We start from the raw sequence: 24,972 nt of genomic DNA, 5'->3' as shown, positions 1-24,972 counted from the left end.
CCGTTCGAACGATTCTGGTTGTATAGTACAACTTGAACGTGAGTTGTATAAGACAACCATTGGAGGTTCCGGTCGATGAAGTCACCGGCACTGCGTCATGTGCTCACGCACTTGATCACCCCCCTGCTGATGTGCATAGGCATGGGGCTCGCCTATATGGGTGCCTTCGTCACCCCGGAGCCCCATCACATGCCGGTGGCCGTGGTCGGCGCCGGACCCGAGGCGAAGGTCTTCGCGCAGACGGTGAAGGACACGGCGGGCGACAAGCTCGACGTCCGTACCGTCTCCTCCCGCGCCGACGCCGTCGCGCTGGTCGAGCACCGGGATGTCACCGGCGCCTACGTGCCCAGCGCACATAGGCCCGAGCTGATCGTGGCGAGCGCCGCGTCCGACATGGGCGCCACCGCCGTGGAGAAGGTCTTCACGCCGGTCGCCGCGCAGCAGGGCAACCCGCTGAAAGTCACCGACATCGCCGAGCCGGTGTCCGACGACCCCACCGGCCAGGGCCTGTTCTTCCTGCTGATCGCCGTCAGCATCGGCTCCTACGCCTCCGTCGCCGCCATCGGCGCCGCCGGTGCCGCGCTCGCCGTACGGGTGCGGGCGCTCATCGCGGTCGGCACGGCCGCCGTGGTCGGCGGTATCGGCGCCCTGCTCGCCGGGCCGGTCTTCCACCTGGCCCACCACGACCTGGCCACCCTGTGGGCCATGGCATGGCTGTACTCGGCGGGCATCCTGCTCATCGGCGTCGGCCTGCACACCTTCCTCAAGCGCTGGACCACGCTGGCCATGATGGTGCTGTTCGTGATGCTGAACTTCACCAGCTCCGGCGGGTTGTTCCGGCCCGAGCTGCAGAACGGCTTCTTCGGCACCCTGCACGCCTTCTGGAACGGCGCCGGGTTCGTCGAGGGCATCCGCTCGCTGCTGTACTTCGGCGACGACGGCATCGCCCGCGACGTGTGGACGCTGGTCGTCTGGCTGGTCGTCGGCATCGCCGTCACCGGGATCGCCGCCCTCTGGGAGCGCCCAGGCCGCCGGGCCCTTGCGCAGGCGCCGGACGCTCAGCAGACCCCGGCCGCCGAGGCCGAACGCGAGGCCGCACGCGAGGCCGAGGAGGAGACCGAGGAGAGCGTGGCCGTCTGAGCCACCACGCGGGTACGGCCACCGGCCGCGCCGGGGACCCGGTCCACCCGGAGACCCGGCACGGTATGGTGGCCGTCCGGTCGCGCGGAGTGCGCGGCCGGTGCGACCGAGGAGGTGAGACCCATCAACGCTGTGTCAGCCAGGGCGCTCTCCCCTCGCGTCCGTGCCGTGTGACGGCACGGACAACGCGACGGTGACCGCGGGAGCGCCCTGAGGCCCCAGGTCCCCGAAAGGCTCCAGGCTCTTATGGCCACCGTGCCCGCATCCCCGGCTTCGCCCGCCGACCCCTCGTCCCTCACCGCCGCCCTGCGCGCCGCCGGCTGCGTCTTCGCCGAGGACGAGGCCCGGCTGATCGTCGCCACCGCCCGCACCGTCGAAGAGGCCACCGCGATGGCCCGGGCCCGCGCCTTTGGACTCCCGCTCGAACACGTCCTGGGCTGGGCCGAGTTCCACGGTCTGCGCATCACGGTGGGGCCCGGCGTCTTCGTGCCCCGCCGCCGCACCGAGTTCCTGGTCGACCAGGCCCTCGCCCGGGCCCCCGGCGCCCGTGTGGTCGTCGACCTGTGCTGCGGCTCCGGGGCACTCGGCGCGGCCCTCGCGGCAGCGCTCGACGGCGCCGAGGTGCACGCCGCCGACATCGACCCCGCCGCCGTACGCTGCGCCCGCCGCAACCTCGCCCCCTATGGGGGCCACGCCCACACCGGCGACCTCTACGCGGCGCTCCCCGCCGGACTGCGCGGCCGGATCGGCATCCTGACCGCCAACGTGCCCTATGTGCCCACCGCCGAGGTCCCCCTGCTCCCCGCCGAGGCTCGCGACCATGAACCCGCGGTCGCGCTCGACGGCGGCCCCGACGGACTCGACGTCCTGCGCCGGGTCGCCGCCGGAGCGGCCGAGTGGCTGGCCCCCGGCGGCTGCCTGCTCTCCGAGACCAGCGCCCGTCAGGCGCCCGCCGCCTCGGCGGCCTTCAGACAGGCTGGTCTGGCCGCACATGTGGCGGTGTCACATGAGTGGGACGCACATGTGGTGATCGGCATACGGTGATGTGCGCCTGCGGGCCTACGAGAGGCCGCGGGCCCGTGCGATGAGCACGGCCACGTCGTCGTGGTTGTCGGGCTCGTACAGCGTCTCCAGGAGCTCCTGGCAGACCTCCGCCAGGGGGCGCTCCGGGGCACCCTCCAGCAGACCCAGCAGCCGTTCCAGCCGCTCGTCCAGCGAGTGACTGCGGGTCTCCACCAGACCGTCGGTGTACAGCACCAGCTCGTCGCCCGGCTCGAAGTCGACGGTCACGGTGGCGAACTCCACCCCGCCCACCCCCAGCGGCACCCCCGTGGGCAGATCCAGCAGTTCCGGCGCGCGGCCCGGCCGTATCCGCACCGGCGGCAGATGCCCGGCATTGGCGATCAGACACCGGCGCTGCCGGGGGTCGTGTACGGCGTACACACAGGTGGCGATGGAGTGCTCGGTCGCCGCCGTGGCCTTGTCGAGCTGTTCCAGCAGCAGTGACGGATCGAGATCGAGGGAGGCGAGCGTGGTGGTGGCGGTGCGCAGCAGGCCCATGGTGGCGGCCGCGCTGATGCCGCTGCCCATCACGTCGCCGACCACCAGTGCCGTCTTGTCGCCGTCCAGCGGTATGACGTCGAACCAGTCACCGCCGACCTCGCTGGTGGACCCCGCCGGCTGGTAGTGGGACGCCACCTCGAGGCCTGCCGTCACCGACGGATGGCTCGGCAGCAGGCTGCGCTGGAGGGTCAGCGCCGTGCTGCGGGCGTTCTGGTACCAGCGGGCGTTGTCGATCTGCACCGCCGCCCGCGCCGCCAGCTCCCGCGCCAGCAGCACGTCGTCCTCGTCGAAGGGCTCGGGGTTGCGGGTCCGCTTCAGGTCCAGCGCGCCCAGGATCTCGCCGCGCGCGATCAGCGGCACCGCCAGATACGAGTGCAGCCCCGCCCGGCTCAGCAGGACGGCGGCCTCGGGGGAGCGGGCGATGCGCGGCAGGTCCTCGTCCTTCACCCGCGGCACGAGCACCGCCTCGCCGGTCCGCACGCACTCGGTGACCAGCCGGTCGGGGCCGTACCAGGCGATCCCGCCGGGCCGGTCGGCCGCCCGGGTGGCGTCGCCGCCGTCGTCCGGGCGGACCGCGAGCGCGCGGATCACGGCGGTTTCGGCCGGCCCGAGCGTGCCGCTTCTGCCCTCCACCACCGCGTCCAGCAGGTCGACGGCGGCCACGTCGGCCAGCGCCGGCACGGCGACTTCGGCCAGCTCGCAGGCGGTGCGCTCCAGCTCCAGCGACGTGCCGATCCGGGCGGAGGCGTCCGCGATCAGGGCGAGCCGGCGCCGCGCGTTCTCCGCCTCCACCGCCGCCCGGTGCTGCTCGGTGATGTCGGTCAGGGACAGTGCGATGCCGAGCACATTGCCCAGCGAGTCGTCCAGGCGGTACAGGGACAGCGACCATGTGTGCTCGGTGTCCGGGTCGGCCGGGGTACGGCCCACCACGGTCCGGTTGATCACCGGGTCCCCGCTCGTCAGCACGTCCCGCAGCGCCTCCTCAACGATGTCGGGGTCCAGCAGCGGGAGCACCTCGCGCAGCGTGCGGCCCTCGTGCCCCTCGGCCGGGACCCCGCTGAGCCGCTCCAGCGAGGGGTTCACCGAGACGAACCGCAGCCCGGTGTCCAGCACGGCCAGCCCGAGGGGGGACTGGTGCACCATCCGCTCGGACAGCGCCACGTCGTGTTCCAGGCGCCGTAGCGTCGACTGGTCGGCGGCCAGGCCCAGTGCGTAGACGTCGCCGCGGTCGTCCAGCAGACGCATGTTGCGGAACTCGACCAGCCGTGTGGTGCCGTCCTTGCGGCGGACGGGGAAGCCGCCCGCCCAGCTCTGCCCCGTGCGCATCACGTCTTGGAACAGCTCGCTGACCAGCCCGATGTGCCGTTCGTGCACCATCAGCCGGGCCGCGTACCGGCCGAGCGCCTCGTCGGCGGTGTAGCCGAACAGCTCCTCGGCCTGCGGACTCCACAGCACGATGCGGCCCCGGCCGTCCAGCACCACGGAGGCCACGTTCAGCATGTCGAGCAGCCCACCGGGCCGCACCGGGCCGCGCTCGGGCTCGCCGTTCCCGGCCGCCTGAGTCTCGGCTGCACTCATGCCACGCACCGCCTTCACCCGTCCGCACGGCACGCCGTCCCCCGTGCCGACTCCCCTTGTTGTACCGCGCCCACACCCGGCGTGCCGAGGGCTGTGGGCCCGCATACGTCCGCCTCCACCATCCCTCACTTCCGTCTCGCGCGTACTCCCGTGCCCCACCGGCGCCGTGACGGGTGGGGCCGGCGGCACCCGCTGATGCGGCAGAGTTCACCGTCATCTTCCCTTCTTGGTCTGTACATGCCTACAGGGCCGGGCCAGACTGTCCGCCGACCGAGTGTCCCCACCCCCCTCACCGAGGAGTCGGCCCATGCCCACGCCTGCCCGAAAGCACCGCCACGCCTTATCCGCCGGACTCGTCACCCTGGCCACCGCCGCCGCCGTCTGCCTGGGCGCCGCAGCCCCCGCCTCGGCGGCGGACACCTGGACCGAGACCGGCTCCGACCGCGCCGACCCGCTGACCGAGAGCCAGGGCCTGACCTCGGTGGAGGTCCCGGCGAACAGCCCCAACCGCTACACCGGCATCGGCACCATCCCGGTCGGCGTCTCCAGCCGGGGCTGGAACCACGTCGGCGACCCCGACGCCTCGTACAACGGCTACTACATCGAGCCCTACCAGCGGGACTCGGGCGGCTCCAAGATGTACCGGGTGCAGGCGCCCGGCGGTGCCTGGTCGGAGTACGTGCACACGCTCGCCCCCGGCGAGGCCATGAACAACTCCTGGTCCGCCATCTCGCCCGACGGACAGTGGATGCTCTCCGGCGAGTGGGGCACCATGAACCGCCTGCTGGTCTTCCCCACCCCCGGCATCAACCCCGCCACCTCGCCCTCGGCCGACCTGAAGCTGGCCTCCAACGTCACCCTGGACCACCCGGTGCGCGACGTGCAGGGCTGCGACTTCTCCGGGCCCACCACGCTGCTCTGCTCCTCCGACGACCCGGAGGGCTCGTTGTTCGGCATGACCAAGCCGCTCCTCCGGATCGACCTCTCGGCGGCTCCCAACGGCACCTCCGACGTGTCCGGCCATGTCACCGCGCTGCGCCAGTTGCCGCTGCGCAGCTCGTGCTCGGGCAGCTTCGAGGCCGAGGGCGTCGACTACGACCGCCGCAGCGGCATCCTGCGCGTGATCGTCGTCTCGCCGGGGTTCTGCGTGATCACGGACAGCAAGACGTACAAGTTCAGCCGCAGCTGATCTGGCGGGACCGCGTCCTTCCGGGGGATGACCTGCGCCTGCCGGGGTACCCGAGCCGTGCGCACGGCCCAGGAAAGGAGCGGACATGACGAACACGGAGGCATCGCACCCGGAAACCGTCTCGGTGGAGATCAGCGGGTGTTCGCCGGACGACGCGCGCGTGGTCTTCGATGTGCTGAGCGCCTGCTTCGCGTCGGACCGTGACGCGGGCGAGACCCCGCAGCAGCAGGACGAGGCCCGCCCGACGGTGTGGCTCGGCACGTACGACATCGCGGACTCCCACACCGGGAACTGCCCGCCGGCCAAGCTCAACTCGTCCGTCCAGGCGGATGTGCAGGGCGGGTACTGGGCGGTGAACCGGTTCCGGGAGGCGCTGGACGAGATGTTCACGGTCGAGGAGACCGCGGCGGCCTCCGGCGACCAGGAGCGGGAACTCCACCTGCTGCTGGGCAGCCGCTGACCGACCCCCTCGTAGGAGGTGCCCCGGCCGACCCCCGTCGGCCGGGGCGCTGTGCTGTGTGCCCTCCGTCCCACCCTTATGCAACTAGTTGCAAAAAGGTGAGCGGTTGCTCTACAACAAGAGGCGACCGCATCCCCACGGAGGGCCCGATGAGCCGTTACCCGCACCTGTTGTCCCCGCTCGACCTGGGATTCACCACCCTGCCCAACCGCGTGCTCATGGGCTCCATGCACGTGGGCCTGGAGGAGGCCGAGCACGGCTTCGAGCGGATGGCGGCCTTCTACGCGGCCCGCGCACGCGGCGGAGTGGGCCTCATCGTCACCGGTGGCATAGCCCCCAACGAGGAGGGGCGCCCCTGGGAGGGCGGCGCCAAGCTCACCACCGACGCGGAGGCGGAGGAACACCGCGTCGTCACCGACGCCGTCCACCGGGAGGGCGGCCGCATCGCCCTCCAGATCCTGCACTTCGGCCGCTACGCCTACCACGCCGACCTCGTCGCCCCGAGCCCGCTCCAGGCCCCGATCAGCCCCCACGTCCCCCGTGAGCTGACCGACGCCGACATCGAGCGGACCATCGAGGACTATGCCCGTACCGCCCGCCTGGCACGGCGGGCCGGGTACGACGGCGTCGAGATCATGGGCTCCGAGGGCTACCTCATCAACGAGTTCATCGCCGCGGGCACCAACCACCGCACCGACCGCTGGGGCGGCTCGTACGAGAACCGGATGCGCTTCCCGGTCGAGATCGTGCGCCGCGTCCGCGAGGCCGTCGGCGAGGACTTCATCATCATCTACCGCCTGTCGATGCTGGACCTGGTCCCCGGCGGCTCCTCCCTGCCGGAGGTCGTCACCCTCGCCAAGGCGGTCGAGGCGGCCGGCGCCACCATCATCAACACCGGCATCGGCTGGCACGAGGCCCGTATCCCCACCATCGCCACCTCCGTGCCGCGCGGTGCCTACACCTGGGTCACCAAGAAGCTCATGGGTGAGGTGTCCGTACCGCTGGTCACCACCAACCGCATCAACACCCCGGAACTCGCCGAGGAGTTGCTCGCCGACGGCCGCGCCGACATGGTGTCCGTGGCCCGCCCGATGCTCGCCGACCCGGACTTCGTGGCCAAGGCCGCCGAGGGCCGGCCCGAGGCCATCAACACCTGCATCGGCTGCAACCAGGCGTGCCTGGACCACACCTTCGGCGGCAAGATCACCTCGTGTCTGGTCAACCCCCGCGCCTGCCACGAGACCGAGCTGGTGCTCACCCCGACCCGGCTGCGCAAGCGCGTCGCCGTCGTCGGTGCCGGACCGGCGGGTCTCGCATGTGCGGTCTCCGCCGCCGAACGCGGCCACCAGGTCACCCTGTTCGACGCCGCGAGCGAGATCGGCGGCCAGCTCAACGTGGCCCGCAAGGTCCCCGGCAAGCAGGAGTTCGACGAGACCCTGCGCTACTTCCGCCACCAGCTCGACACCCACGGCGTCGACGTACGCCTCGGCACCTGGATCACCCCCGGCGACCTCGACGCGTACGACGAGGTCGTGGTCGCCACCGGTGTCACCCCGCGCACCCCCGACATCCCCGGCATCGACCACCCACGCGTCGTCGGCTACCTCGACGTGCTGCGCGACGGCGCCCCCGTCGGCGACCGGGTCGCCGTGCTCGGCGCGGGCGGAATCGGCTTCGACGTGGCCGAGTTCCTCACCGACGTCGGCGACAAGGCGCACGAGGACCCCGAGACGTACTTCCGCACCTGGGGCGTCGACATGGACTACGCGGCCCCCGGCGGCCTCGCCGCGCCGAGCCGCCCCGCGTCCCCGCGCACCGTCCACCTGCTCCAGCGCAAGGCCACCAAGGTCGGCGCCGGACTCGGCAAGACCACCGGCTGGATCCACCGCACCGAGCTGAAGCACCGGGGCGTCACCATGGTCCCCGGCGTCCGCTACGACCGGATCGACGACGCCGGACTGCACATCACCGTCGGCGGGGAGAGCCACGTCCTGGAGGTCGACACCGTCGTCGTGTGCACCGGCCAGGAGCCGCGCCGTGACCTGTACGAGGAGCTGATCGCGGCCGGAGTCAGCGCCCATCTGATCGGCGGCGCCGACGTGGCGGCCGAACTCGACGCCAAGCGGGCCATCAAGCAGGGCACCGAGCTGGCGGCGGCGCTGTAGGGGGTGTCCCTAGGATGAGCCCATGTCACTCCCGCACGCCATCCTCACCGCCCTGCTGGAGAAGCCGTCCTCGGGTCTGGAACTGACCCGGCGGTTCGACAAGTCGATCGCCTACTTCTGGCCGTCGACCCACCAGCAGATCTACCGCGAGCTGGGGAAACTGGAGGCCGAGGGGTTCATCCGCGCGCTGCCGTCCGCGCAGCCGGCCCGTGGGCAGAAGAAGAGTTACGAGGTGCTGCCCGCGGGCCGCGAGGAGCTGGCCCGCTGGACCGCCGCGCCCCAGGACCCCAAGCCGCTGCGGGACGCGATGCTGCTCCGGATGCGGGCGGCGGCGGTGGTCGGCACGGCGGGCCTCGCGGCCGACATGCGGCGCCATCTGGAGCTGCACGAGGGTCAGTTGGCCGTCTACCAGGAGATCGAGAAGCGCGACTTCCCGCCCGGCCGGGACACCCCGCAGGACCGGCTCCGCCATATGGTCCTGCGGGCCGGGATCGACTTGGAGACCTTCTGGGCCCAGTGGCTGGCCGAGGCGCTGAAGAACATCCCGGACTTCGAGCCGGACGGTCCCGAGAGCTGATCCCTCAGTAACGCCGGTACGCCTTGGGCCGGCGGCGCAGGAACCAGGCGCCCGCGATCACCGCGGACCCCACCAGCGCCGAGCCCACCCCGAGGGTGAGCGTGCCGTAGTCACGGGTGGCGCCGCCGAGGCCGCCGGCCACACCCCGCGAGGGCGCGGACGTGGCCGCGCGGGTCGGTGCCGGTGTGGTGGACGCCGACACGTTGACCACCTGGCTCCCCGCCAAGACACCGTTGGAGCACTGCACCGCGACCGTGTAGGTCCCCGGTGCCACCGCCGACCAGGCGGCCGACTGGCTGACCGTCGTACCGGACAGCGCCACCTGCCGCCCCTGGGCGAAGCTCGTCTGCTGGGCACCCAGCAGTGAGGCCGTGCCCCAAGTGCCGTTGTTCAGAGCGCAGGCGCTGGTCACCACCGACACATTGGCGCCCGACGTGCTGACGGAGATCCCGGCCGCCGCGGCGGCCGGTCCGGCGAGCGCGAGCGGCAGCGCGACGGCCGCCAGGGGAGCGGCGGAACGGGAGAGAAGTCGTATGTAGCGCATGGGCTCGCCTCCGGCGGCACGGTGGCGGTACGTCCCGTGCGCCGCCGGGGTCGGGAACATCCGTGCCACCCCACAAGCAGCCAACGCGGCCCGGCGGGGCGCCGCATGCGCTGGGCGTCCGCTCAGGTGACGCGCTCGGCCGTCCGGGCGGTCAGCGGCCCGTGGTGACGGTCCGTTCCGCGGAGAATCCGCCCCAGGTGCCGTCCGGCAGCCGGGCCCGCAGCCGCACCCGGTGCACCCGACCGGCCTGCCGGCCGGCGTAGAGGCTGTGGTGTGCCCGGCCAGACGGCGGGGTGCCGCCCCACACCAGCGAGCTGTCCGTGTCCCCGTCCAGCCGGATCTGGTACTCGGTGATCACCCCGTCCACGGTCGGCGGGTCCCAGGCCAGATCCAGGTAGTACGACCCGGCTGTGTGGCGCGACACCACATCGAACCCGGTCGGCGCGGTGCCCCGGCGGTCGTCGGCGCCCGGGGTGGTGAGCCGGACCGGGGTGCTCGCGGGGGAGAGGTTCCCCGCCGCGTCCTGGGCCCGGACGGTGAAGGCGTAGCGGGTTCCGGGGCGCAGGCCGGTGACCACGGTCGCGGTCTGGGCCCCGCCCACGGCGTGGATCTTCACCCCGGCCCGCTGGATCGCGTACGACCGCACGCCCCGGTCGTCGCGCGCGGCCGCCCAGGACAACTGGACCGCACGCCCGTCCACCACCTTGCCGGTGACCCGCCCGGGGCGGCTCGGCGCCACATGGTCCGCGGCCACATAGGCGGGCGTCCGGGCCCGTACCTCCCGGCTCGGCGGCCCGAGGCGGCCGTCCGCGCTCCGGGCCCGCACGGTGAAGACGTACGGGGTGGACGGCTTGAGCCTGGTGACATCCACCATGTGCTGGGCGGCCGGTACTTCGCCGACTTTTGTGGGGCCGCGATATACCTCGTAGGCATGGACGCCGGAGTCGGCCGCGTTCCACATCACATGGACGCTGATGGCAGTCCCCGCGTCGGCGGTGACGCCGGTCGGGGCGCCGGGGACCGGGCCCTCGCCGGACTCACCGTCGGCCGTACCGCAGGAGGCGGCCAGCAGGAGGGCCGCGCAGAGCGGCGCCCAGCGGCCGGGGCGGAGGGGAACTCGTCGCACGGCGCTGCCTCCCGGAGGCCCGCATCACGGCAAAGGTCCGGACCAATATGGCGCCTGCGGGGCCGTCCCGGCAAGGGGGGCGCTGGTGAGGGTGTCCGGGCGTTACGTATGCTGTGGCTTCCCTGAGGCGTGAACTGCCCCTATGCGGAGACCAGTTCATGCCCGTGGCGCGGACACGCTGTCGTCGCCGAAACCGCGCCGACGCGGGCGGCCGGGGGGTCGGACCTCGCCGATCCGCCCTCCGGACCCCCGTGAACTGCTCCATCCGGCCGCAGAACGTGCCCTGTGTACTTCAAGGCGGACCCGGACATCGACTGCGACGGCCGGCCAGGCACCCGCTGCGACCGCGGTGCGGACCCGTACTTCTCCCACGACGACGTGGTGGCCCAAGGGGAGGAACCGGCCCGGAAGTTCGTCGGACGCCCGGGCTGACGGTGTGCGGGCCGGCCCCTGTTGACGGGGACCGGCCCGGCGTTCACACCTTGCGGTAGGCGTACGCCTCGCTCGCGGCGGCCACCACCGCGTCCAGGTCGGCACCCGTCACGGCGGTCACCACGGCGGCCACCGCGCCCTCCACGAACGGGGCGTCCACCAGGCGGGTGTCCGCCGGGAGTTCGTCGCCCTCCGCGAGCAGCGCCTTCACCGTGAGCACCGCGCTGCCCAGGTCCGTGAGGACCGCGACCCCCGCGCCCTGGTCCACGGCGGCGGCCGCCGCCGATATCAGCTCCGCGCTGGTGCCGAAGCCGCCGCCCTCGGTGCCGCCCGCCGCGGCGACCGGTACCTCCGTGGCACCGCCCGCCAGGGCCTTCGCCAGCCCGGCCACCGACTCGGCGACCTCGGCGCTGTGCGACACCAGCACGATTCCGACATGCCGCTCGTCACTCATCGGAGCCTCCTTCCGCCGCGGTCGCGAGCGCGGCGATCAGCAGGGCGGACGAGGTGGCACCGGGGTCCTGGTGGCCGATGCTGCGCTCCCCGAGATAGCTCGCCCGGCCCTTACGTGCCTGCATCGGGGTCGTCTCCACCGCACCGGACTCGGCTGCCCGGCGCGCCGCGTCGAAACCCTCGCCGAGCGCGTCCACGGCCGGGATCAGCGCGTCCAGCATCGTCTTGTCGCCCGGCGCCGCCCCGCCGAGCGCCTTCACCCCGTCCACCCCGGCCCGCAGCGCCTCCGCCAACTGCGCCTCAGTGACCTCGGGCGCGTCCCCGAGCACCTTCCCGGCCCGGCGCAGCAGCGTGCCGTACAGCGGGCCGGAGGCGCCGCCGACCGTGGAGATGAGCTGGCGCCCGGCGAGCGAGAGCACGGCACCCGGCGTGTCCGGCGCCTCCTTCTCCAGGGTGGCCAGCACGGCCGCGAAACCGCGCTGGAGATTGCTGCCGTGGTCCGCGTCGCCGATGGCCGAGTCGAGCGCGGTGAGCCGCTGCGCCTCCCGGTCGACGGACGCGGCGGTCGCCGTTATCCAACGGCGGAAGAAGTCGGCGTCGAGCACTGGATCTCCTTGGCTGGTAGGGATGTTGACCACTGACTCCGCCGTATCACATCCCCCAGCGCAGTGCCGGGGTCCGGACCGGCGCGTCCCACAGCCGCAGGAGTTCCTCGTCGACCTGGCACAGGGTGACGGAGGCGCCCGCCATGTCGAGCGAGGTGACGTAGTTGCCGACGAGCGTGCGGGCGACGGCCACGCCCCGCTCCGACAGCACCCGCTGGACCTCGGCGTTGAAGCCGAACAACTCCAGCAGCGGGGTGGCGCCCATGCCGTTGACCAGGACCAGTACCGGGCCGCGCGGGGCCAGGTCGTCCAGGATGGCGTGCACCGTGAAGTCGGCGATCTCGCCGGAGGTCATCATCGGGCGCCGCTCGCGGCCCGGCTCACCGTGAATGCCGATACCCAACTCCAGCTCGCCGGGCGGCAGATCGAAGGTGGGGGAGCCCTTGGCCGGGGTGGTGACGGCGCCCAGGGCCACCCCGAAGCTGCGCGAGCTGTCGTTGACCTGGCGGCCGATGGCCTCCACCCGCTCCAAAGGCTGCCCCTCGGCCGCCGCCGCGCCCGCGATCTTCTCCACGAACACGGTCGCCCCGGTGCCGCGCCGGCCGGCGGTGTAGAGGCTGTCGGCGACGGCGACGTCGTCGTTGACCAGGACCTTGCCGACCTGGATGCCCTCGTCCTCGGCCAGCTCGGCGGCCATGTCGAAGTTGAGCACGTCGCCGGTGTAGTTCTTCACGATGAACAGCACCCCGGCCCCGCTGTCCACGGCCGCCGCGGCCCGCGCCATCTGGTCCGGCACCGGTGAGGTGAACACCTCACCCGGACAGGCCGCCGCCAGCATCCCGGGTCCGACGAACCCGCCGTGCAGCGGCTCATGCCCCGACCCGCCCCCCGACACCAGCCCCACCTGCCCGGCCACCGGCGCGTCCCGCCGGACGATCACCCGGTTCTCCACATCCACGTTCAGATCCGGATACGCGGCCGCCATACCCCGCAGCGCATCGGCCACCACGGTCTCGGGGACGTTGATCAGCATCTTCATCGGTGTCTCCTGGTGAGAGCTAGCAGACGGGCCTTTGAGCAGCGTTTGCGCTGGTCAGGATGAGTGAGGTCGCTTTTTGATCTTGGCGGTCCCTGGCGGCCGGAGACGGGCTCCGGCGGTCTGATGCTGACTTTCGTGGTGGAGTGTCAGGTGTCGATGGGTGGTCTGTGACGTTGAGATGGCAGTACTACTGTCGGCAGTATCGGCCTTGTGGCGGCGAAGGTCACGTGGAGGGGGACAGGTGCTTGTACTCGCTCGGCGTGCCCCGGCCGGGTGCAGGTGAGGATCAGCTCAAGCATCGCGGGGTGTCCGCTGCCGCGCTCCGGCTGTAGAGGCCCTGGTGAGTGCGCCTCGTGCAGTGAGTGCGGCGAGCCGGTAGAAATGCCCCGTCGGCCGGGAGACTTCGTATCGGCCATTGGAGTGATCTTGGCGGTGCGAGGTGGGTCGCCACCTGCGGTCTCGCTCGCCTCAGGGGCACGACCTGATCCCCAGGGTCTCTGCTCGGCGTGATCCGTGTCGCAATCCGCCTCGCAGACGGGTGGGGGCGAATCCGATCTCGAATCGTATTCTATTTTAGATGCTGATCAAGCGCCGTCGTCAAGGCCTGGGAGGCATCGCTTGCGTTCGGACGAGAACCGGCTCCATGGCAGGTGTGGGCGTCGAGCTGCCGTGTTCGGGCTGTGGTACCTGCGGGTGGCCGCCGCGGTGGACGCGCTGGGGGCGGTGTGGGTGTCCTTCTGGGACGACATCCGGCGGCACGACACGGCGGACCTCTTCACACCGGGTCCGCCGGGTCGGCTACACCGTGCGGATACGGCGCCACGCCGAGATTCCCGCCGAGGAGATGGCCGAGCTGGTGCGGCTGGCCGACGACTGGCGTGACGGCGACACCGAGCGGGGCTTCTCCATGGCCCTCGGACGGCTCGGCGATCCCGCCGACGGCGACTGCCTGATGCTCGAATGTGCCGACGCCGACGGCCGGTTGCGGGCGCTGCTCAGCTTCGTCCCCTGGGGTGAGAAAGGGCTGTCGCTGGACCTGATGCGGCGGGACCGGGAGGCCGGCAACGGACTGATCGAGTTCATGGTGCTGGACCTGATCCAGCGCGCGGACGAGGCCCGGATCACCCAACTGTCGCTCAACTTCGCCATGTTCCGCTCCGCCTTCGAGCGCGGCGCCCGGCTCGGCGCGGGCCCGGTCCTGCGGATGTGGCGCTCCCTGCTCGCCTTCTTCTCCCGCTGGTGGCAGATCGAGTCGCTCTACCGCGCCAACGCGAAGTACCGGCCCATCCGGGAGCCGCGCTACATGCGGTTCGAGAAGAGCACCGACGTGGTGCGCATCGGGCTGGCCGCCGCCCGCGCCGAGGGTTTTCTAAAAGCGCCGGGACTGCCGAAGTGGATGCACCGCGAGCAACTGGAGCGCATTCGCTGATGCCCGCCCCCTCACACCCGGACCCTCAGGTGCCGGGGGCCGCGGACATCGCGTTGCGACGGTGACGACGCGGCTGTGACGCACCGGTGTCGGTACCCCTATGCTCAGGCCGCGCGCGTGCCGTGATCAAGGTGCGCGCGTTGCCTGTGCATGAACTCGCTGCCCTTCTCGGGCTTCACACAAAGGTGCGCTGTGCGTAGATTTCTACGGCTTCGTTTCGCTCAGCTGATATCCGCTCTCGTGATGTCAGTGGTATCCGTTGTCGCCTTCGGGGTGCCGAGCCATGCCACGACTCCCTTGGCCAACAACGCCGTCTTCAACAACCCCAACGACGCGACGGACAAGTACGCGCTCGAGAACTACCTGATCGGTCTGATCGACGGGGCCCCGGCAGGGTCGACGATCCGTATCGCCATCTACGCGTTCAATTCGCAGGCGTACTACGACGCCCTGGTGGGTGCCTACCGGCGCGGCGTGAACATCAAGATCGTCGCCGACGACTACATGCCGACGTCGAACATCCAGAAGACCACCGCCGACCTGGCCTCGGTGCTGGGGTCCGACCCGGCTGCGCTCTCGTACGTTCTGCTGTGCCACGGCGGCTGTATCGAGCACGACACGGCCGGCGGCATCATCAACCACGACAAGTTCTACCTGTTCACCAGCACGTCGGGCAGTTCCGATGTGCTGGTGCAGTCGTCGGCGAACATGATCTCCGCGACCTCGGGTGTGAACGGTGGGATCAACGCGTGGAACAACGCGCTGACCCTGGTCGACCAGCCGGACATCTACCAGGCTTACGTCGACCGTTTCACGGCGATGAAGGCGGCTCAGATGTCGGGGAAGGCGTCGAGTGTCGACTACACGACGGCGACGGGTGCCAACGCCGTGACCGGCACCAGCGCGAAGGCGTACTTCTTCCCGCAGCAGGACCCCACTGAGGATGTCATCCTCGGTGTTCTGGGCAACATCGACTGTTCCACCGGGGGCAGTGTGCATCTGGCCATGTACGACCTCAAGGACGTGGCTGTCGCCCAGAAGTTGAAGAGCCTGGACGACGCTGGTTGCACGGTGCACGTGGTCTACACCGATCAGGGCACGTCCGACGACAACGCGCTCAATGCCCTGAGTGCCTGCGGTCCGCACAGCGGTGTGGCCGTCTACCGGTTCGCCAAGACGGCTCCGCCTGCCGCGATGCTGCATTCGAAGTACCTTCTGGTGGACGCCGATTACCTGGGTACGCCCTCGCAGATCATCTGGACGGGGAGTGTCAACTACACCACCCAGTCCCTGCACGCCAATGACGAGGCGCTGCTGAAGTACAGCGGTACGCCGGCGGTCTTCAACGCGTACCAGTCGAACTACACCACGCTGGAGACGCTGGGTTCCTACAGCCGGGCGGGGACCTGCTGATCGTCTGACGCGTCGGTCGACGGTCTGTCGCTCGCAGGACCGGCCGGGCTGCCCGCTCGGCCGGTCCTGACTTGTCTCCGCTCGGACACTGGCGCGGAGCCGGCGCGCTGTCGCCGACGGTGATGCCGTCCGGCCGCGCGCGTGTCCCCGTGCGGGGAGCTGCGGTATGCGCGCCCGGTCGCCGTCGGGACCGTACGAGCCGGCGCCGGACAGGCGCGATCGCGCGTTCAGTCGTCAGGCGCGGCGGACGGCCTCCGGAGCGGCGCGTTCCCGCAGGGGAGGGCGGGTGGAAGGCTTGGGACATGGCTTTGCGAGTGTGGCGGGTGTTCCGGCGTTCCTGGCAGCCGGGTCACGCGCCCGCGCTGGTGGTGATCCCTCTCGCGCTGATCGTCGCGGTCTGCGTGGTGGACGTGCTGGCTCCGCCACACATCCACCTCGGACCCCTGCTGGTGGCGGCACCGGCGATCACGGTGGCGTTCGCGGGCGCCCGCGTGACGGCGCTGATGGGGGCGCTCGCGGTGGCGGCGCAGGTGCTGATCGGTGTACTGAGAGAGAATTTGTCCTCCGGCAACATCCAGGCTCAGATCACCGCTCTGGTCATCGTATCGGCCGTCTGTGTCGGCATCTGCGTGGTGCGGGACCGGAGGGAGCGTCAGCTGCACCGGGTGCGGTCCGTCGCAGAGGCAGCGCAGAGCGTGCTGCTCCAGCCCTTGCCTGCCCGCACCGGTCCGCTGCGGATTTCCGCGCTGTACGTCCCCGCCGAGGAAGAAGCCGATCTGGGGGGAGATCTCTACGCGGCAGCGCGGACTGACCACCACAGCACCCGGCTCCTCATCGGTGACGTGCGCGGCAGCGGCCTGGCCGCGATCAGCAACGCCGCCCTGTTGCTCGGCGCCTTCCGTGCGGCCGCCCATCGGCAGGCCACCCTGCCTCGCCTCGCCGTGCACCTGGACGCCGCGTTCCGCTGGGACGCCAGTCAGTGGCGGTCACAGTCGGAGGAGGACACCGACGAGGACTTCGCCACCGCGATCCTCCTGGAGATCCCCGACGACGAGCCGGTCGTCCACCTCATCAACTGCGGCCACCCACCTCCGCTGCTCCTGCGCGGCTCTTGCGTCACTCCTCTTACGCCGGAGGCGAGCCACCTTCCGATCGGGCTCGGCGGCGCCTTCGGTATGGCTGCCTACGACGTCCAGACGTTCCCCTTCGAGGACGGCGACCTGCTTCTCCTCTATACGGACGGCGTCATCGAAGCGCGCAACACCGGCGGGCTCTTCTATCCGTTCGACGAACGGGCGCCCGCATGGGCCAAGGACGACCCCGACGAACTCCTGCGCGCCCTCCACGACGACCTGCTGGACCACGTCCACGGACACCTCGACGACGACGCGGCCGTGGTCGCCATCCGCCGCATGGCTCTCTGATCCCCGCATCGGGGAAGCTCCCGAGGGGAGCCGACTTCGGCGCTCCGGGGAAACTTCCCCGATCTGGGCATAGCGTGGAGTGACGGACTCGTTTCCGCACCCGGACGGGCGGCCCCGGCGAACGACCGTCTGGATGCTCTGGGACGAAGGGCTGCTCATGCCTCGATCCATGCGCGCTGTCGTGGCCGTCCAGGCCGGTGAACCCACCGATGTCCTGCGGTTGCAGTCCCGGCCTGTTCCCACACCGAAGGCCGGTCAGGCACTGATCCGAGTGCAGGCGACTCCCCTTCACGCCAGTGATCTGCACGTGCTGCGTGGCCGCTACGGCTTCTCCCCGGAGTTCCCCGCCGTCGGGGGCAACATGGAGTGCGTGGGCCGCGTCGAGGCCCTGGGCCCGGACACCGACGGCCCGAAGGCCGGTGAGCGTGTGGTGGCCGTTGCGATCCCGGCGGTGCCCGGACCCCCCGTCGCCGGGACCTGGCAGGAGTACCTCGTCATCGACACCGACAGACTCCTGCCGGTCCCCGACCACCTGAGCGACTCCACCGCCTGCCAGCTCGCCGTCAACCCGCTGACCGCACTGCTCCTCGTGACGCGAGAACTCGACGCGCAGCCGGGCGAATGGCTACTGCAGACGGCCGCGGGCTCCACCGTCGGGCGGCTCGTCATCCAGCTCGCCCGGCATCTGGGCATCCGCACGATCAACGTCGTGCGGCGACGCAGCGCCGTCGCGGAGATCACAGCGCTCGGCGGTGACGAGGTCATCTGCACCGAGGACGAGGACCTGGTACGGCGTGTGGCCGAGACGGCGGGACCGGCCGGCGTGCGGAAGGCCGTCGACTGCGTCGCGGGTCCCGTCGGTGCCCAGGTGTCCCAGGCACTGGCCCCGGGCGGGCAGCTGGTGGTCTACGGAGCCCTCTCCACCCACCGGCAGACGGACCCCTCGGCACTGACGATCCCACTGCAGGCCCGCTCACTCATCTACGAGACCAAAACGGTCCGTGGCTTCTGGCTGAACCGCTGGCTCGGCACCGCCTCACCCCAGGTAGCGCTGGGCATGCTGGCCCGGGTCCGCGATCTCGTCTCCGACGAGGTGCTGAACATCCCCCCGGGGCGCCGGTTCCCGGTGGAACGCTTCGCCGAAGCCGTCGCACTCGCCGAAGCACTGGCCCACGGCACCAAGCCACTGTTCGTCTTCGAAGACGCCCGGGACGAGGACGACGGGTAGGAAGCGGAGTCCTCCCGGTGCGGCACGGCGTGGGGAGCCGCTGGCTGAAGCATCGCCGGCATGAACTCAAGCGGGCTCACTCACCCGTACTGACAGGTGCCGGCCACGCTGTGCTTTGACGCCGGGCGACGCTCCCGGCTTCGGTGAGGGCAGGGAGGCGGCGCCCGACGACGCGGGTTCGGTGCACCACGACCGCTCGGGTGCGAACAGCTTTTGCGCTCCGATGAGGTCGAGCAACCTGTCGACCACAGGGCTGGCGGCCCGGATCGTGACGGTCTTGCCCTGACTCAGGGCCCGGTGCCGGAGTTCCAGAAGCACATTGAGGCCGGCGCAGTCACAGAAGCTGACCCCGCTCAGGTCCAACTCAAGACGGTTGGGGGACGCGGTCAAGGCTTCGACCAGGCGGCCTCGGATCTGCTCGCCCGAGACGAGGTCGAGTTCACCTCGCACTATCACCCGGCTCCGGTTACCGCTCGACGCGAACAACGCAGTTGCCTGACCGGGCGGAAGCGATTCTGCAGCACCATCTCTCTCGGAGCAGGGGAGGTTCGGCGCCAGGGGTGACCGGACCCGGTCCGAGGGCTGCTGCATGGCTTACTCCAAGTGCATTGGTGCGACCGCCCCAACATTCCCCCACGGAAGCAACATGCGTCAAGTGATGCACGAAAGCGTGTACGTGTTTTTGAAAGCGTGCATAGTTGCTCGGTAGAATCGGGCCATGGATGGGGTACCTGAGTCACACAGCGGGTGGACGTTCCTGACGAACCACGCTCGCGTCCTTGCGGCCATCGCGGACAACCAGAGCGCACGGGTCCGCGACATCGCCCTCCGCTGCCGCCTCACTGAGCGCGCCGTGCAGAAGATCATCGCGGACCTGGAGCAGGCCGGCTACCTCTCACACACGCGCCAGGGGCGCGGCAACATCTATGAGATCGACCCCGCCAAGGTCCTGCGCCATCCGACCGAAGCCGGTCTGGGCCTGACGGTGGCCTCACTCCTCTCATTGCTCAATCTCCAGGACCAGACCCATCGCCAGGCGATGCCCAGCGAGCCCGTATGACGCGGGCCGTCCCTGGTCTCGTGGTTTGTCACAGGTGGGAGAGGCCGAAGGAGATCAGGAAGCCGGAGGCGACGATCAGTCCGAGAGCCAGACGGGTCTCTTCGTACGCCTCGGGGATCATGGTGTCGCCCACCATGGCCAGGATGGCTCCCGCCGCGACGGCCGTCACCGTGGCCACCACGGCCGGGGACATGTCGCCGAGCACAACGTATCCGAGCAGCGCGGAGAGCGCGCTGGCCGCGGCGATGGAGCCCCACACCCCGAAGACGTAACGCGCCCCGCGTCCCGCCGCGCGCATGCCCGCCGAACTCGACAGTCCCTCGGGCACGTTGCTGATGAACACGGCCGCCACCGTCACCAGGCTGACCGCGCCGCTGCCGCTGATCAGACTCATACCGATGGCCGCCGACTCCGGGACCCCGTCCAGCAGCGCGCCGAGCGCCAGGGCACTGCCCGATCCGGCGTGCTGCGCCTCGGACGGCTGCTGTTCCCGGTGACCGGACCGTTTGCGGTGCCGGGCGCCGCCGCGGGCCAGCCACACGTTGCCGGCCGTGTAGGCCGCTGCCCCGAGGAGCGTACCGACCGCCGTCGGTAGCAGGCCCGCCTCTTTGTGGGCTTCGTCGAGCAGTTCGAAGGAGACGGCGGAGAGCAGTACCCCGGCGCCGAAGGCCATCACGTACGCGATCACGCGTTGCGGTACCCGCACCAGATAGCCGAGCGCCGCCCCCACCAGGAGAGCCGACCCGGCGAGCAGCCCCCACCCACCGGCGACCAGAGCGTCCGTCATGTTCCATGGATACCCCAGGAGCCGCGCACTGCGCCGCAGGTCAGCCGTGGCCCTTCCGGCCTGCCTTGTCCTTGGAACCGCCGGGTGTACCGGCCGGCTTCCGCACGCCGCCGGGCCCGGCGTGGGCGGGAGCACCCTTGGTCGCCTTCTTGTCCCGGCCCGGGGAGTGGTGCCGGGGGGTGTCGCCGCCCTTCTCCGCACCGGGTGACGTCCGGCGCGCGGCGGCCGGGGCCGCGGCTTCGGTCATGGCTGTCTCGCCGGCCGGAGCCGCGTCGCCGGCCGTGGCCGCGGTGGTGCTGGAGCGTGAGGGCCCGGACGCCGAACCCGGCTCGGGCCGCCGCGTGTTCGCTTCTGCGGCGGTAGTCCTCGGCGTCGTGGCGGAGTCGGAGGGCGGCTGGGCCAGTTCGGAGGTGGGGGAGCCGGAGCCGACGCGATCGTCGCTGTGCGCGCCGGTGCCCAGGGTCACGGCGAGGGTGGCTCCCAGGGCCGCCGAAAGCGCGGTCAGGGCGGTGCCGACCGCGAGGCGGCGCCCGTGTCCCGTCCTGCCGGTGTGCCGTGCCCGGGCCCGGCTGCGCGTCTCGTCGTCCGCGCGCGCGGAGATGGTGACGGGGGCCACCGAGGACAGCGCGGCGTCCGGTACGGAGTGCGGAGGTGCGTCGCACAGAGCGGACAGCGCCGAGGCGCAACTCGGCGCGTCGGGCCGCGTCGTCTCGTCCTGAGCCGTCATGGCGTGCAGGAGACGGGCCAGACCGGGCGGTAGCGAGTCCGGGACGACGGGCGACCGGTGCATACGTGCCACAGCCGCTTCCAGCGGGGTCCCCGCGTACTCCAGTTCCCCTTTCAGGCATTCGAGCAGGACCAGGCCGAGGGCGTAGATGTCGGCGGCCGGTCGGATCTCCCTGCCCATGACCTGCTCCGGCGCAAGATAGGCAGCGGTTCCTATGAGGACGTCGGAAGCGGTGTGACGAGTGGCGTTCACCAGCCGGGCGATGCCGAAGTCCGCCAGGTGAGGAGCGCCGGAGGCGTCCAGCAGCACGTTCGACGGCTTGATGTCGCGGTGCACGATGCCGGCGTCGTGCACATGGGCGAGCGCCCGCGCGAGGGCGGCGCCCAGCTCGGCGACGCGCCGGGGGGACAGCGGCCCGCTCGCGAGGCACTCACGCAATGTCCGCCCTGTGACCAGCTCCATGACGAGGTAGGCGCGGTCCTGGTGCCGGCCGGCGTCGTAGACGGTCACCAGGCCGGGATGCTGAAGCCGCGCCAGAAGGACGGCCTCCTCGGCGAACCGCCGTTCCATCTCCGGGTCGGCTCCCGCCCGGAAGATCTTGACGGCGACCCGTCGTCCGAGGCGGACGTCGATGCCCTCGTAGACGTCTGCGGCACCTCCTCGGCCGATACCGGCGCCCAGCTGGTATCGGCCACCCACGGTCTCGGCGAGCACCCTCTGCGTCGGCGGGAAGTCTGTTCGGGGGCCGTTCATTCGTCTCTCCGTTACTGTCACCGCGAGCAAAGCCGACAATCGACGCTGTGTGGCGCGGATACCCGCTCCTGCGGCAGGCACCCCGGCCACTTCGGCGGCCCACGGCAGCCCGGGACGCCCGCGCGGGCGGGTGACTGGAAACCCGGGATCGGGGAATCGGAAGAGATGCCCTGCCCCACAAGGGGAGGGCCGGGTCTCCCGACGCCCGGCTCCCTCACTGGAAGAAGGACCACGATGGCGCACGAAGACGACGGTGGGCGGGCCGTGCCGAACACCCCGGGCATGCGCTCCGACGACGACGGCGTCACGCGCCGCCGCCCCCTGCACGAGTGGCACGTCGAGGAGACGGTCGAGGTCGCGGTGCCGGTCCGCACGGCCTACAACCAGTGGACGCAGTTCAAGACGTTCCCGCGCTTCTCGACCGTGGTGCGCGACGTCGAGCAGATCAGGCCGACCGTCACCGCCTGGACCATCGGCTACGGCCCCCTGCGTCACTGTTTCGCGGTCGAGATCGTGGAACAGGACCCGGACGCCTACCTGGCCTGGCGTGGCCTGGAGCAGCACCCCACCCACCAGGGCGAAGTCGAGTTCCGGCCGACGGAGTCCGGTGGCACCGCGATCACGGTCCGGATGCTCCTCCAGCCGCAGGGGGCCGCGAAGGTCCTCACCCGCTCGTCCAGGGTCGTGGGGCTGACCGTGCGACTGGTGCGCGGAGAGCTGGTGAGCTTCAGGCACTTCATCGAGGGACTCGGTCAGGAGGGCGGTGCCTGGCGCGGCACCATCCGCAACGGCCGGGTTCAGCACGACTCCCCGGAACCGCCCAGGAGCCGTGTCGCCCAGTGGCCCGTCGGCTGACCCGCGTACCGCACACGGCAAGAGAAAGGCCAAGCGATGCAGAACCCGCCCGGTGAGGAGCCGGAGACCTCCCTCTCCGTGACACCGCCGAAGAAGTGGGCGGCCGGCGTTCCCGCCGTCGTGCACGCGCTGGAGTACTCCCTGGAGCAGACCTCCCCGCGCAAGACCGGGGTCGACCTGCTCACCATGAACCAGGTGGGCGGGATCGACTGCCCCGGCTGCGCGTGGGCGGACCCCGCTCCGGGCCGGCGCCATCGCAACGAGTACTGCGAGAACGGCGCCAAGCACATCAACGACGACGCCACGACGCGCCGGATCACCGCCGACTTCTTCCGCGAGCACAGCGTGTCCGATCTGGCCGCCCGCTCCGACATGTGGCTCAACCAGCAGGGCCGGCTCACCGAGCCGATGATCAAACGGCCCGGGTCGGACCACTACGAGCCCATTGGCTGGAACGACGCCCTGGGCGTCCTGGCGCAGGAACTGAAGGGGCTGGACTCGCCCGACGAGGCGGTCTTCTACACCTCCGGCCGGGCCAGCAACGAGGCCGCCTTCGTCTTCCAGCTCTTCGCCCGCGCCTACGGCACCAACAACCTGCCCGACTGCAGCAACATGTGCCACGAGTCCAGCGGCTTCGCCCTGAACGAGACACTGGGCGTCGGCAAGGGCACCGTGAGTCTCGAGGATCTCCACCACGCGGACCTGATCTTCCTGGTGGGGCAGAACCCGGGCAGCAATCACCCGCGGCAGCTTTCGGCCCTGGAGGAGGCCAAGCGCAACGGCGGCCGCATCGTGGCGGTGAACCCGTTGCCCGAGGCGGGGCTGCGACGCTTCAAGAACCCGCAGAAGCCGCGTGGGGTCGTGGGACGGGGTACCCAGATCGCCGACCGCTTCCTGCACATCAAGCCGGGCGGGGACCTCGCCCTGTTCCAGGCGCTGAACCGGCTGTTGCTGGAGGCGGAGGACGCGCGTCCCGGCACCGTCCTGGACCACGACTTCATCGACGCCCACACCTCCGGCTTCGAGGAGTTCGCCCGGCACGCCCGCACCGTGGACTGGGACGACGTGCACGCGGCGACGGGACTGACCCGCGAGGAGATCGAGAAGGTCCGCGACGAGGTCTTGCGGAGCGAACGCGTCATCGTGTGCTGGGCGATGGGCATCACCCAGCACAAGCACGGCGTACCCACCATCCGGGAGATCGTCAACTTCCTGATGCTGCGCGGCAATCTGGGGCGCGCCGGCACGGGCGCCTGCCCGGTGCGCGGCCACAGCAATGTCCAGGGCGACCGCACCATGGGCATCTGGGAGCAGATGCCGGACACATTCCTCGACGCCCTTCAGAAGGAGTTCGGCTTCGATCCGCCGCGCCCGCACGGCTTGGACTCGGTGAACTCGATCAAGGCGATGCTGGAGGGCCGCGTCAAGGTCTTCCTCGCCCTGGCCGGGAACTTCGTACGCGCGGCGCCTGACAGCGAGGTCACCGAGAAGGCGATGCGTTCGTGCCGGCTGACCGCCCACATCTCCACCAAGCTCAACCGCTCGCACACCGTCTGCGGCGACACCGCCCTGATCCTGCCGACGCTGGGGCGGACCGAGCGTGATGTCCAGGCCGACGGCGAGCAGTTCGTCACCGTCGAGAACTCCATGAGTCAGGTGCACACCTCCCAGGGACGACTCGAACCGGCCTCGCGCATGCTGCTGAGCGAGGTCGCCATCCTGTGCCGGCTCGCCCGGCTGAGCCTCGGCGGCGAGGGGGACATCCCCTGGGCCAAGTTCGAGGGCGACTACAACGCCATCCGCGACGCCATCTCCCGGATCGTGCCGGGCTTCCACGACTTCAACGCCCGCGTGAGCCGTCCGGGAGGCTTCCAGCTGCCCAACCCGGTCAACGAGGGGGTGTTCAGGACCGAGACCGGCAAGGCCCGGTTCACCTGCAACGAGCGGGTGGTCCCCCGGGCCCCCGAGGGTCACCTGCTGCTGCAGACCCTGCGCTCGCACGACCAGTGGAACACCGTCCCGTACACCAACAACGACCGCTACCGCGGCATCCACGGCAGCCGCCACGTGGTCCTCGTCAACCCGGCCGACCTCTCCCGACTCGGCCTCGCGCAGGGCGATCGCGTGGACCTGGTGAGCGTCTGGGAGGACGGCACCGAGCGCCGGGCCGAGAACTTCGAGGTCGTGTCCTACCCGGCGGCCAAGGGTTCGGCCGCCGCCTACTACCCGGAGACGAACGTCCTGGTGCCGCTCGACAGCGTCGCCGACGTAAGCAACCAGCCCACGTCGAAGGGTATCGTCGTCCGCCTCGAACCCACGGGCGACCGATCCCGGCCGGCAACCGTCTGACCGAAACGGATGACGGACGTCCGCTGCAGCGGACCGTCGGGGAGCCCCGCCTGCCCGACGGTCCTACTGCGGCGCC

22 protein-coding genes and 1 pseudogene are annotated in these 24,972 nt (G+C 70.9%); 14 read left to right on the top strand and 9 right to left on the bottom strand.

Features of this window, described 5'->3' with window-relative positions; translation table 11 throughout:
- Positions 1–75 precede the first annotated feature (75 nt).
- Positions 76–1,140 (top strand): ABC-2 transporter permease, encoded by a 1,065-nt coding sequence (locus E5082_RS09150; RefSeq protein WP_135790787.1) that lies wholly within the window; start codon positions 76–78, stop codon positions 1,138–1,140.
- Between the two features lie 246 nt (positions 1,141–1,386).
- The gene (locus E5082_RS09145; protein WP_135790786.1) at positions 1,387–2,184 is read left to right on the top strand and encodes a putative protein N(5)-glutamine methyltransferase; all 798 of its coding nucleotides are present in this window, start codon (positions 1,387–1,389) and stop codon (positions 2,182–2,184) included.
- 15 nt (positions 2,185–2,199) lie between these two features.
- On the opposite strand, the gene E5082_RS09140 is transcribed toward E5082_RS09145, so the two are convergent.
- Positions 2,200–4,281: a SpoIIE family protein phosphatase gene (locus E5082_RS09140; protein ID WP_135790785.1), complete on the bottom strand. Its 2,082-nt coding sequence runs from the start codon at positions 4,279–4,281 to the stop codon at positions 2,200–2,202.
- Between the two features lie 307 nt (positions 4,282–4,588).
- On the opposite strand from E5082_RS09140, the gene E5082_RS09135 reads away from it, so the two are divergent.
- From E5082_RS09135 to E5082_RS09120, 4 genes are all read left to right on the top strand, one after another.
- Positions 4,589–5,470, top strand: coding sequence for a hypothetical protein (locus tag E5082_RS09135; RefSeq protein ID WP_135790784.1), 882 nt, complete (start codon positions 4,589–4,591; stop codon positions 5,468–5,470).
- Between the two features lie 85 nt (positions 5,471–5,555).
- Complete coding sequence (locus tag E5082_RS09130; protein ID WP_135790783.1) at positions 5,556–5,930, top strand: hypothetical protein; 375 nt, start codon at positions 5,556–5,558, stop codon at positions 5,928–5,930.
- Between the two features lie 149 nt (positions 5,931–6,079).
- A complete protein-coding gene (locus E5082_RS09125; protein WP_135790782.1) occupies positions 6,080–8,095 on the top strand; it encodes an NADPH-dependent 2,4-dienoyl-CoA reductase in 2,016 nt (671 codons plus the stop codon).
- 22 nt (positions 8,096–8,117) lie between these two features.
- A complete protein-coding gene (locus E5082_RS09120; RefSeq protein ID WP_135790781.1) occupies positions 8,118–8,672 on the top strand; it encodes a PadR family transcriptional regulator in 555 nt (184 codons plus the stop codon).
- Between the two features lie 4 nt (positions 8,673–8,676).
- Here E5082_RS09120 and E5082_RS09115 read toward each other — a convergent pair whose 3' ends face one another.
- Positions 8,677–9,216: a hypothetical protein gene (locus E5082_RS09115; RefSeq protein WP_135790780.1), complete on the bottom strand. Its 540-nt coding sequence runs from the start codon at positions 9,214–9,216 to the stop codon at positions 8,677–8,679.
- Between the two features lie 151 nt (positions 9,217–9,367).
- Entirely contained in the window at positions 9,368–10,342 is a 975-nt protein-coding gene (locus tag E5082_RS09110) for a fibronectin type III domain-containing protein (RefSeq protein WP_135790779.1), read from the bottom strand.
- A gap of 285 nt (positions 10,343–10,627) precedes the next feature.
- On the opposite strand from E5082_RS09110, the gene E5082_RS32310 reads away from it, so the two are divergent.
- Positions 10,628–10,774, top strand: a complete 147-nt coding sequence (locus E5082_RS32310) for a hypothetical protein (protein ID WP_167514018.1) — start codon at positions 10,628–10,630, stop codon at positions 10,772–10,774.
- 43 nt (positions 10,775–10,817) lie between these two features.
- Here E5082_RS32310 and E5082_RS09105 read toward each other — a convergent pair whose 3' ends face one another.
- Genes E5082_RS09105 through dhaK form a run of 3 tightly spaced genes read right to left on the bottom strand, consistent with a single transcriptional unit; the run spans position 10,818 to position 12,871 of the window.
- Positions 10,818–11,228 carry a PTS-dependent dihydroxyacetone kinase phosphotransferase subunit DhaM gene (locus E5082_RS09105; protein ID WP_135790778.1) on the bottom strand — a complete coding sequence of 137 codons (411 nt, stop codon included), beginning with the start codon at positions 11,226–11,228 and terminating at the stop codon, positions 10,818–10,820.
- Entirely contained in the window at positions 11,221–11,832 is a 612-nt protein-coding gene (gene dhaL, locus E5082_RS09100; RefSeq protein ID WP_135790777.1) for a dihydroxyacetone kinase subunit DhaL, read from the bottom strand. The genes E5082_RS09105 and dhaL overlap by 8 nt, the downstream gene beginning before the upstream one ends.
- Positions 11,833–11,878: 46 nt before the next feature.
- The gene (gene dhaK, locus E5082_RS09095) at positions 11,879–12,871 is read right to left on the bottom strand and encodes a dihydroxyacetone kinase subunit DhaK (RefSeq protein WP_135790776.1); all 993 of its coding nucleotides are present in this window, start codon (positions 12,869–12,871) and stop codon (positions 11,879–11,881) included.
- Positions 12,872–13,646: 775 nt separating this feature from the next.
- Here dhaK and E5082_RS09090 point away from each other — a divergent pair.
- The 4 genes and pseudogenes from E5082_RS09090 to E5082_RS09075 form a co-directional block, all read left to right on the top strand.
- Positions 13,647–14,300: pseudogene (locus E5082_RS09090) on the top strand (phosphatidylglycerol lysyltransferase domain-containing protein); the annotation flags it as partial.
- 243 nt (positions 14,301–14,543) lie between these two features.
- Positions 14,544–15,713, top strand: a complete 1,170-nt coding sequence (locus E5082_RS09085; protein WP_167514020.1) for a phospholipase D-like domain-containing protein — start codon at positions 14,544–14,546, stop codon at positions 15,711–15,713.
- A 302-nt stretch (positions 15,714–16,015) separates the two neighbouring features.
- A complete protein-coding gene (locus E5082_RS09080) occupies positions 16,016–17,137 on the top strand; it encodes a PP2C family protein-serine/threonine phosphatase (RefSeq protein ID WP_135790774.1) in 1,122 nt (373 codons plus the stop codon).
- 169 nt (positions 17,138–17,306) lie between these two features.
- Positions 17,307–18,365, top strand: coding sequence for a zinc-dependent alcohol dehydrogenase family protein (locus E5082_RS09075; RefSeq protein ID WP_135790773.1), 1,059 nt, complete (start codon positions 17,307–17,309; stop codon positions 18,363–18,365).
- A gap of 66 nt (positions 18,366–18,431) precedes the next feature.
- Here the strand turns inward: E5082_RS09075 and E5082_RS09070 are convergent, their stop codons facing one another.
- Positions 18,432–18,815 carry an STAS domain-containing protein gene (locus E5082_RS09070; protein WP_229918779.1) on the bottom strand — a complete coding sequence of 128 codons (384 nt, stop codon included), beginning with the start codon at positions 18,813–18,815 and terminating at the stop codon, positions 18,432–18,434.
- A gap of 268 nt (positions 18,816–19,083) precedes the next feature.
- Here E5082_RS09070 and E5082_RS09065 point away from each other — a divergent pair, with 268 nt between their 5' ends.
- On the top strand, positions 19,084–19,425 hold the full coding sequence (locus tag E5082_RS09065; RefSeq protein ID WP_135790771.1) for a helix-turn-helix transcriptional regulator: 342 nt from the start codon (positions 19,084–19,086) through the stop codon (positions 19,423–19,425).
- 28 nt (positions 19,426–19,453) lie between these two features.
- On the opposite strand, the gene E5082_RS09060 is transcribed toward E5082_RS09065, so the two are convergent.
- Together E5082_RS09060 and E5082_RS09055 are read right to left on the bottom strand one after the other, a co-directional pair.
- Positions 19,454–20,212: a ZIP family metal transporter gene (locus E5082_RS09060; RefSeq protein WP_135790770.1), complete on the bottom strand. Its 759-nt coding sequence runs from the start codon at positions 20,210–20,212 to the stop codon at positions 19,454–19,456.
- 40 nt (positions 20,213–20,252) lie between these two features.
- Positions 20,253–21,692 (bottom strand): serine/threonine-protein kinase, encoded by a 1,440-nt coding sequence (locus E5082_RS09055; protein WP_135790769.1) that lies wholly within the window; start codon positions 21,690–21,692, stop codon positions 20,253–20,255.
- Between the two features lie 234 nt (positions 21,693–21,926).
- On the opposite strand from E5082_RS09055, the gene E5082_RS09050 reads away from it, so the two are divergent.
- Together E5082_RS09050 and E5082_RS09045 are read left to right on the top strand one after the other, a co-directional pair.
- Entirely contained in the window at positions 21,927–22,547 is a 621-nt protein-coding gene (locus E5082_RS09050; RefSeq protein ID WP_135790768.1) for an SRPBCC family protein, read from the top strand.
- A gap of 36 nt (positions 22,548–22,583) precedes the next feature.
- A complete protein-coding gene (locus E5082_RS09045; RefSeq protein ID WP_135790767.1) occupies positions 22,584–24,896 on the top strand; it encodes an FdhF/YdeP family oxidoreductase in 2,313 nt (770 codons plus the stop codon).
- Positions 24,897–24,972: the final 76 nt, after the last annotated feature.

The sequence above is a fragment of the Streptomyces griseoluteus genome (genome assembly GCF_004784465.1).
Classification (GTDB): domain Bacteria; phylum Actinomycetota; class Actinomycetes; order Streptomycetales; family Streptomycetaceae; genus Streptomyces; species Streptomyces griseoluteus.
The sequence above is the reverse complement of the archived record's forward strand: the minus strand, read 5'-3'. Positions and strand labels throughout refer to the sequence as shown.